The organism is Pedococcus sp. 2YAF34 (assembly GCF_052114585.1).
Taxonomy (GTDB): domain Bacteria; phylum Actinomycetota; class Actinomycetes; order Actinomycetales; family Dermatophilaceae; genus Pedococcus.
The window spans coordinates 1-6,944 of the sequence record NZ_JBFRFA010000064.1; the positions used below are offsets into that span (position 1 = coordinate 1).

Annotated in this window: 4 protein-coding genes and 1 pseudogene; 3 read left to right on the forward strand and 2 right to left on the reverse strand. The window is 72.4% G+C overall.

The genetic code is table 11. The annotated features are described in order from the left end of the window. Positions 1–241, forward strand: a pseudogene (locus tag AB4Z02_RS18640) (Rv3654c family TadE-like protein); the annotation flags it as partial. 48 nt (positions 242–289) lie between these two features. Here the strand turns inward: AB4Z02_RS18640 and AB4Z02_RS18645 are convergent. Together AB4Z02_RS18645 and AB4Z02_RS18650 are read right to left on the reverse strand one after the other, a co-directional pair. Further along, positions 290–1,162 carry a hypothetical protein gene (locus AB4Z02_RS18645; RefSeq protein WP_441972841.1) on the reverse strand — a complete coding sequence of 291 codons (873 nt, stop codon included), beginning with the start codon at positions 1,160–1,162 and terminating at the stop codon, positions 290–292. 207 nt (positions 1,163–1,369) lie between these two features. Beyond that, positions 1,370–3,757, reverse strand: coding sequence for a DEAD/DEAH box helicase (locus AB4Z02_RS18650; RefSeq protein WP_441972842.1), 2,388 nt, complete (start codon positions 3,755–3,757; stop codon positions 1,370–1,372). A 70-nt stretch (positions 3,758–3,827) separates the two neighbouring features. Between AB4Z02_RS18650 and AB4Z02_RS18655 the strand changes: the two genes are divergently transcribed. Together AB4Z02_RS18655 and AB4Z02_RS18660 are read left to right on the forward strand one after the other, a co-directional pair. Beyond that, positions 3,828–4,178 carry an anti-sigma factor antagonist gene (locus AB4Z02_RS18655; RefSeq protein WP_441972844.1) on the forward strand — a complete coding sequence of 117 codons (351 nt, stop codon included), beginning with the start codon at positions 3,828–3,830 and terminating at the stop codon, positions 4,176–4,178. Between the two features lie 257 nt (positions 4,179–4,435). Beyond that, complete coding sequence (locus tag AB4Z02_RS18660; RefSeq protein WP_441972846.1) at positions 4,436–6,901, forward strand: sodium-translocating pyrophosphatase; 2,466 nt, start codon at positions 4,436–4,438, stop codon at positions 6,899–6,901. The last annotated feature ends 43 nt before the right edge of the window (positions 6,902–6,944 follow it).

Here is a 6,944-nt window from a genome sequence, read left to right on the forward strand (position 1 = left end):
GGCGGCGGCCGACCTGGGGGCGCTGGCCGCGGCGGCCTCGGTGCAGGCCTCCGGTGACGCCGGCCGGGCGTGCGCTCGGGGCGCTGAGGTCGTCGCGCGCAACGCGGCCCGTCAGGTCTCCTGCATGGTCGCCGCCGACGGTTCGGTGACCCTGGTCGCCGAGAGGCAGGTGGGTCTGGTGCTGCCCGGGACGACACCCGCCCGGGCACAGATCACGGCGCGGGCTGGGCCCGCGCCGTGATCGGTGTGTGGTGTCCGCGGCGCCGCACGGAGGCGGCGCAGGGGCGGCTCAGTCCCTGCGCTCGGGGTCGCGACCCATGAGCTTGTCGGCCATCGTGCGGTGCACGGGGCGGTGCTCCTGCTGCGCCGGGTCGTGCTCCCCGATCGGCGTCCCGTCGTCGGCCACGTGGGTGCCGTCCGCGCGGTCGGCGCCGTCGCGGTCCTCGTCGCGAACGAGGTCCTCACGCGTCGAGTCGTGGCGGCCGAGGTCGTCACGGGTTGCACCGTCACGAGCCACGTCCCCGTGCGTGAGGTCATCACGCGTGCGGTCGTCCTGGGTGTAGAGGCGCTCGTCGGCAGACCCGTCCTGGGCCCGTGAGGAGTGCTCGCGGTCGGCGTACGCCGCACCCGCCCCGGCGCCCGCTCCGGCGACCCCTGCGGCAACCGGCGCACCCGAGGTGGCGTGGCGCCCGGCGAACTCCCGCTCGAGCTTGGTGCGCTCCTCGGCCCGGACGCGGTCCTCGATCTCGCGCTCGCGGCTGCGGAACTCGTCATCCCGCTGACGGTCACGCTCAGTGAGCTTGGTCTGCAGGTCCTCGTCGTGCAGCCGGTCGCGCTCGGCCAGGGCGCCCTGGTGGGTCTCGTCGGCCCGGGCGCGCTCGTCGGCGCGGATGCTCTCCTCGAGCTCCGCGCGGCGCTGTGCCTCCTTGGCCTCTCGGCCCGGCCGGCGGCGGCGCTTCATGCTGCCCCGGATCATGCCGAGACCCAGCCAGAGCAGCAGCATGATGGCGGCACCGGCGATGAGCAGGGCGAGCGGTGTCAGCTCGAACTTGAAGATGCTGGGCTCGAGGGTGGCGGTGGTGTCGAGGGGCAGGGCACCCATGACGAGAAGGACCGCGGCGGCGATGGCCACCAGCACTAACAGCAGTCCGATGAGAACCACGGGATTACCTCCAGATCCGGGCGCAGTCTGCGCCGTCGCGCTTCGACACTAGCCCTCAACCTGCGGTTATGCCCGGTTCGCGACGTCTGCCCGTCGGTGCTGGAGCGCCCCGCGAAGGAGGTCGTCGCAAGCCGTCGGAGGGACCGTGCCGCGGGCCCTGACAGCCCGCGCCGGGGCGCGCCTGGCTCGGGCCCGACTCGCGGCCGGTCAGTCCGTCGAGGGAGCGTGGCGCAGGACGGCGGACAACAGACGGACGGCGGCGGCCTTGTCGAGCGGCTCGTTGCCGTTGCCGCACTTGGGGGACTGCACGCAGGCAGGACACCCGGTCTCGCAACGGCAGGCCTGCACCGTGTCCCGGGTGGCGGTGAGCCAGGTCCCGAACGCTTCGTAGGCGCGCTCGGCGAAGCCCGCACCGCCCGGGTGGCCGTCGTAGACCATGATCGTCGGCAGCCCGGTGTCGGGGTGCAGGGCGGTCGAGACGCCGCCGATGTCCCAGCGGTCGGAGGTCGCCACGAGCGGCATCATGCCGATGCCCGCGTGCTCGGCAGCGTGGGCCGCCCCGGGGATGTCGACCTCGGCCACGCCGGCCTCGGCGAGCCACTCGACCGGCATGGTCCACCAGACCGCCTTGGTGGTCAGCGTGCGCTGGGGCAGTTCGAGCGGGTGCGTGCCCAGGACCTCCCCGCCCGGCAGCCGCCGCAGGAAGCTGGTGACCTGGGTGTGCACCCGCACCGTCCCGAACGACACCTCGACCGGACCCCACGGCACCGACCGCTGGGCCCCGACGATGTCGAACGCGCTCACCGACTGCGAGAACGTGCTCCATCCCGGGTCGCCGCGCACCGCCGTCGCGGTGCCGGTGGTGAGGTCGAGCTCGGTCACGACGTAGGTGTCGCCCTGGTGGACGTGGACCGCCCCGGTGTGGACCTGCGAGTGTGCCGAGGCCTCGTCCACCGTCCCCAGCACGCGACCGGTGCGCTTCTCGACGATGCCGACGACGTCACCGGCGCCGCGCAGCGACACGTGGTCGCTCGCCCGGTCGCTGCGGGCCCAGAACCACCCGTGCGGCCGGCGTCGCAGGATGCCGCGGGCGACGAGGGCGTCGAGCAGCCCCCGGGCGCCGGGGCCGAACATGGCCAGGTCCTCCTCCCGCAGCGGCAGCTCGGCAGCAGCGGCTGCGAGGTGAGGGGCGAGCACGTGGGGGTTGCCGGGGTCGAGCACCGTGCTCTCGACCGGCTGGCCGAAGACCACCTCGGGGTGGTTGACGACGTAGGTGTCGAGCGGGTCGTCGGCCGCCACGAACACGGCCAGCGACCGGGTGCCTGCCCGCCCGGCACGCCCCGCCTGCTGCCACAGGCTGGCGCGCGTGCCCGGCCAGCCTGCAAGGAGCACGGCGTCGAGACCGCTGATGTCGATGCCCAGCTCGAGCGCGTTGGTGGCGGCGAGGCCCAGGATCCGACCGGTCCGCAGGGCGCGTTCGAGCTCGCGCCGCTCCTCGGGCAGGTAGCCGCCCCGGTAGGCGGCGACGGCGCCGGCGAGGTGGGGCTGCACCTCCTCCAGGGTCCGTCGACAGCTCGTCGCGAGTGCCTCGACCCCGGCCCTGGACCGCGCGAACGCCACCGACTGCACGCCCGCCTCGACCAGCTCCGCCAGCAGGTCGGCCGCTTCGGAGGTCGCCGACCTGCGCGCAGGCGTCTCCCCGGAGAGGTCGACCTCGCCAGGGTCGTCAACGAGGGGGGCTGCGCCGCCCGGTTCGAGCGTGCCGGGCTCCCACAGCGCGAACGTCATGGCCTCCCGCGGCGAACCGTCCCCGGTCACCGGCGTGACCGGCAGGCCCACCAGCTTCGTGGCGTGGTCACCGGGGTCGCGCACGGTGGCGGAGGCGAGGACGAACGTGGGGGAGGCGCCGTACCGCGCGCAGACCCGGCGCAGGCGGCGCAGCAGGGCGGCGAGGTGGGAGCCGAAGACGCCTCGGTAGACGTGGCACTCGTCGATGACGACGTAGCGCAGCCGTCGCAGGAACGGCGCCCACCGCTCGTGCAGGGGCAGGAGCGAGTGGTGCACCAGGTCGGGGTTGGTCAGCACGAGCTGGGCGTGGTCACGGATCCAGCGGCGCTCCTCGGTGGGGGTGTCGCCGTCGTAGGTCGCAGCTCGCACACCGGGGACGGCCAGGCCCTGCACCCGTGCGAGCTGGTCGGCGGCCAGGGCCTTGGTGGGGGAGAGGTAGAGCGCGGTCGCCCCGCGGCCGGTGGGAGCCGTCGACCCCTCGACCAGGGCGGTGAGGACGGGCAGGAGGTAGCCGAGGCTCTTGCCCGAGGCGGTCCCGGTCGCCATGACGACGTGGGACCCGGCGTGGGCGAGGTCGGCGGCCTCGCGCTGGTGCGACCAGAGCGAGGTGACCCCCGTCCCGGCGCACGCGGCGTACACCGACGGGTCGACCCAGTCGGGCCAGTCGGCGAGCTGCGCCGCCCGGGCCGGCACCTCGTGGACGTGGCGCAGTCGAGGCGCGCGGTCGCCCGCGGCGAGGCGCGCCAGGGCCGCATCCGGGTCGAAGCCCGGGCGGGTGGCGGACGCGGTGCGGGCGGGGATGGACATTGCCGCTACGGTAATCCCGAGGGCCGACGGTGTTGCCGGTCGCCCACGCGAGATGACGTCGAGGGAAAGGGTGACCGTGGACCTGTCGGTCTCCAGCAGCGAGCAGGGCGCCGTGACCATCGTCCACGTGGCGGGAGAGATCGACGTCTACACCGCGCCGTTGCTGCGCGAGGTGCTCGACAAGCAGGTCGCCGCCGGGCGCACGAGCCTGGTCGTGGACCTCGAGAACGTCACCTTCATGGACTCCACCGGCCTCGGCGTCCTCGTCGGCCGCCTCAAGTTGGTCCGCGGCCAGAACGGCTCCCTGCGCATCGTCAGCGCCCAGGACCGCATCCTCAAGGTCTTCAAGATCACCGGGCTCGACAAGGTGTTCCACATCTACCCGAGCGTCGACGAGGCCACCGCCGCCTCCACCGTCTGAGCCACGGCCGCCTCCACCGTCTGACCCAGGGCCGGACCGGCCGGTCGACTGACGGCCTGACCTGCGGCGACTCGCGCCGAACCTCCTCTGCGGCGCCGTCCGTAGGAGTTCTCCGAGTTATTCACTGTGACGTGGCTCACCGGCCCTCCTAATCGGTGTGACGTGCATTACCCTCGCGAGCATCGTCCCCTCGAGAGGCGCGTCGCCCTGACGTGTCCGTGGGCGATCCCGCAGGTTTCCCCATCGAGGAGGATGGAATGACGCGCCTAGCGCCCGCCGCAGCTGCAGACCTGCAGCTCGACGGCACCAATCTCACCCTGGTGATCGGCGTGGCCGTGATCGCGGCCATCGCACTGGTCATGGGTGTCTTCTTCCGCCAGCAGGTCCTGGCGGCCGACGCAGGCACCGAGAAGATGCAGGACATCGGCGCCGCCGTCGAGGAAGGTGCCCAGGCGTTCCTCGCCCGCCAGTTCAAGACGCTGTCAGTCTTCGTCGTCCTCGTCTTCGGCCTGCTGCTCCTGCTCCCCGCCGACACCGCTGGAGTCCGCTGGGGACGCTCCGGCTTTTTCGTGGTCGGCGCCCTCTTCTCGGCTGCGATCGGCTACTTCGGCATGAGCCTGGCGGTCAAGGCCAACGTCCGCGTGGCCTCGGCCGCCCGTGACGGCGACCGCGACTCCGGCATGCGCATCGCGTTCCGCACCGGCGGCACGGTCGGTATGGCGACGGTGGGCCTCGGCCTGCTCGGCGCCTCCGTGGTGGTGCTCTTCTACAAGGGCGACGCGCCCAAGGTGCTCGAGGGCTTCGGCTTCGGCGCGGCCCTGCTGGCCATGTTCATGCGCGTCGGCGGCGGCATCTTCACCAAGGCCGCCGACGTGGGTGCCGACCTCGTCGGCAAGGTCGAGGCCGGCATACCCGAGGACGACCCGCGCAACGCCGCCACCATCGCCGACAACGTCGGCGACAACGTGGGCGACTGCGCCGGCATGGCCGCCGACCTCTTCGAGTCCTACGCCGTGATGCTCGTCGCCGCCCTCATCCTCGGCTCGGCCGCGTTCGGTGCCTACGGCCTGGTCTTCCCGCTCATCGTCCCGGCCATCGGCGCGGTGACCGCCCTCATCGGCGTGTTCATCACCCGGGTCCGCCCGGGCGAGAACGCCCTGTCGGCGATCAACCGCGGCTTCTACATCTCGGCCGTCATCGCGGCCGTGCTGTCCGCGGTCGCCGCCTACCTCTACCTGCCCGACACCTTCTCGGGCCTGGGCTCGAGCGACCAGTCGGTGACCCAGCTGGCCGGCGACCCGCGCCGTACCGCGGTCATGGCGGTCGTCATCGGCATCGTCCTCGCGGCGATCATCCTGTGGCTCACGGGCTACTTCACCGGCACCGACAAGCGCCCGACCCGTGACGTGGCGCGCACGTCGCTCACGGGTGCGGCCACGGTGGTCCTGTCCGGTATCGGTGTCGGCCTCGAGTCCGCGGTCTACACGGCGGTCATCATCGGCGGTGCGGTCTACCTCGCCTTCCTGCTCGGTGGCGGCTCGGTGATCCTGTCGCTGTTCCTCATCGCGCTGGCGGGCTGTGGCCTGCTCACCACGGTGGGCGTCATCGTGGCCATGGACACCTTCGGCCCGGTCTCCGACAACGCCCAGGGCATCGCGGAGATGTCCGGCGACGTCGACGGGGAGGGCGCGCAGATCCTCACCGACCTCGACGCGGTGGGCAACACCACCAAGGCCATCACCAAGGGCATCGCGATCGCGACGGCCGTGCTGGCCGCGACCGCGCTGTTCGGCTCCTACAGCGACGCGTGGAAGTCGGTCTACGAGCCGATCATCCAGGGCCTGCAGCAGCAGGCGCAGTCGGGTGCGCTGAGCCAGGACCAGATCACCGAGATCCAGTCGCAGCTCACGGCGTTCGACCTGCAGATCGTCACCCCGAGCGTCCTGGTGGGCCTGCTCATCGGTGCCGCGACCGTGTTCCTCTTCTCCGGCCTGGCCATCAACGCCGTCACCCGGGCCGCCGGCGCCATCGTGTTCGAGGTGCGTCGCCAGTTCCGCGAGATCCCCGGGATCATGGAGGGCACCACCAAGCCCGAGTACGGCAAGGTCGTCGACATCTGCACCAAGGACTCGCTGCGCGAGCTCGCGACGCCCGGCCTCCTCGCGGCGCTCATGCCGGTCGCGGTCGGCTTCGGGCTCGGTATCGGGCCGCTCGCCGGCTTCCTCGCGGGCGCGATCGGCACCGGTGCCCTCATGGCCGTGTTCCTCGCCAACTCCGGTGGCTCGTGGGACAACGCGAAGAAGATCGTCGAGGACGGCCACCACGGAGGCAAGGGCAGCGACGCCCATGCCGCCACCGTGATCGGTGACACGGTCGGCGACCCGTTCAAGGACACCGCAGGTCCGTCGATCAACCCGCTGATCAAGGTCATGAACCTGGTCTCGGTGCTCATCGCGCCGGCGATCGTGACGCTCTCGATCGGCGACGACAAGAACTCGCCCGTCCGCTACGGCATCGCCGCGGCAGCGATCGTCATCGTCATCGCCGCCGTGGCCGTCTCCAAGTCCCGCGACCTCGCGATCGGTGGCGAGAGCCCTGAAGAGCTCGGGGAGGAGGAGTTCAGGGCCACACACGCGCACACGCCCGGCTCGCTCCCGACCTCCCCGGAGGCGGGCGACGAGGCACGCGGCAGCGAGGTCCAGCAGGGGGACCTGCGCCACTGACCGCCCGACCTGACCAGCCGGCGGCCGGCACCACCCCACGGTG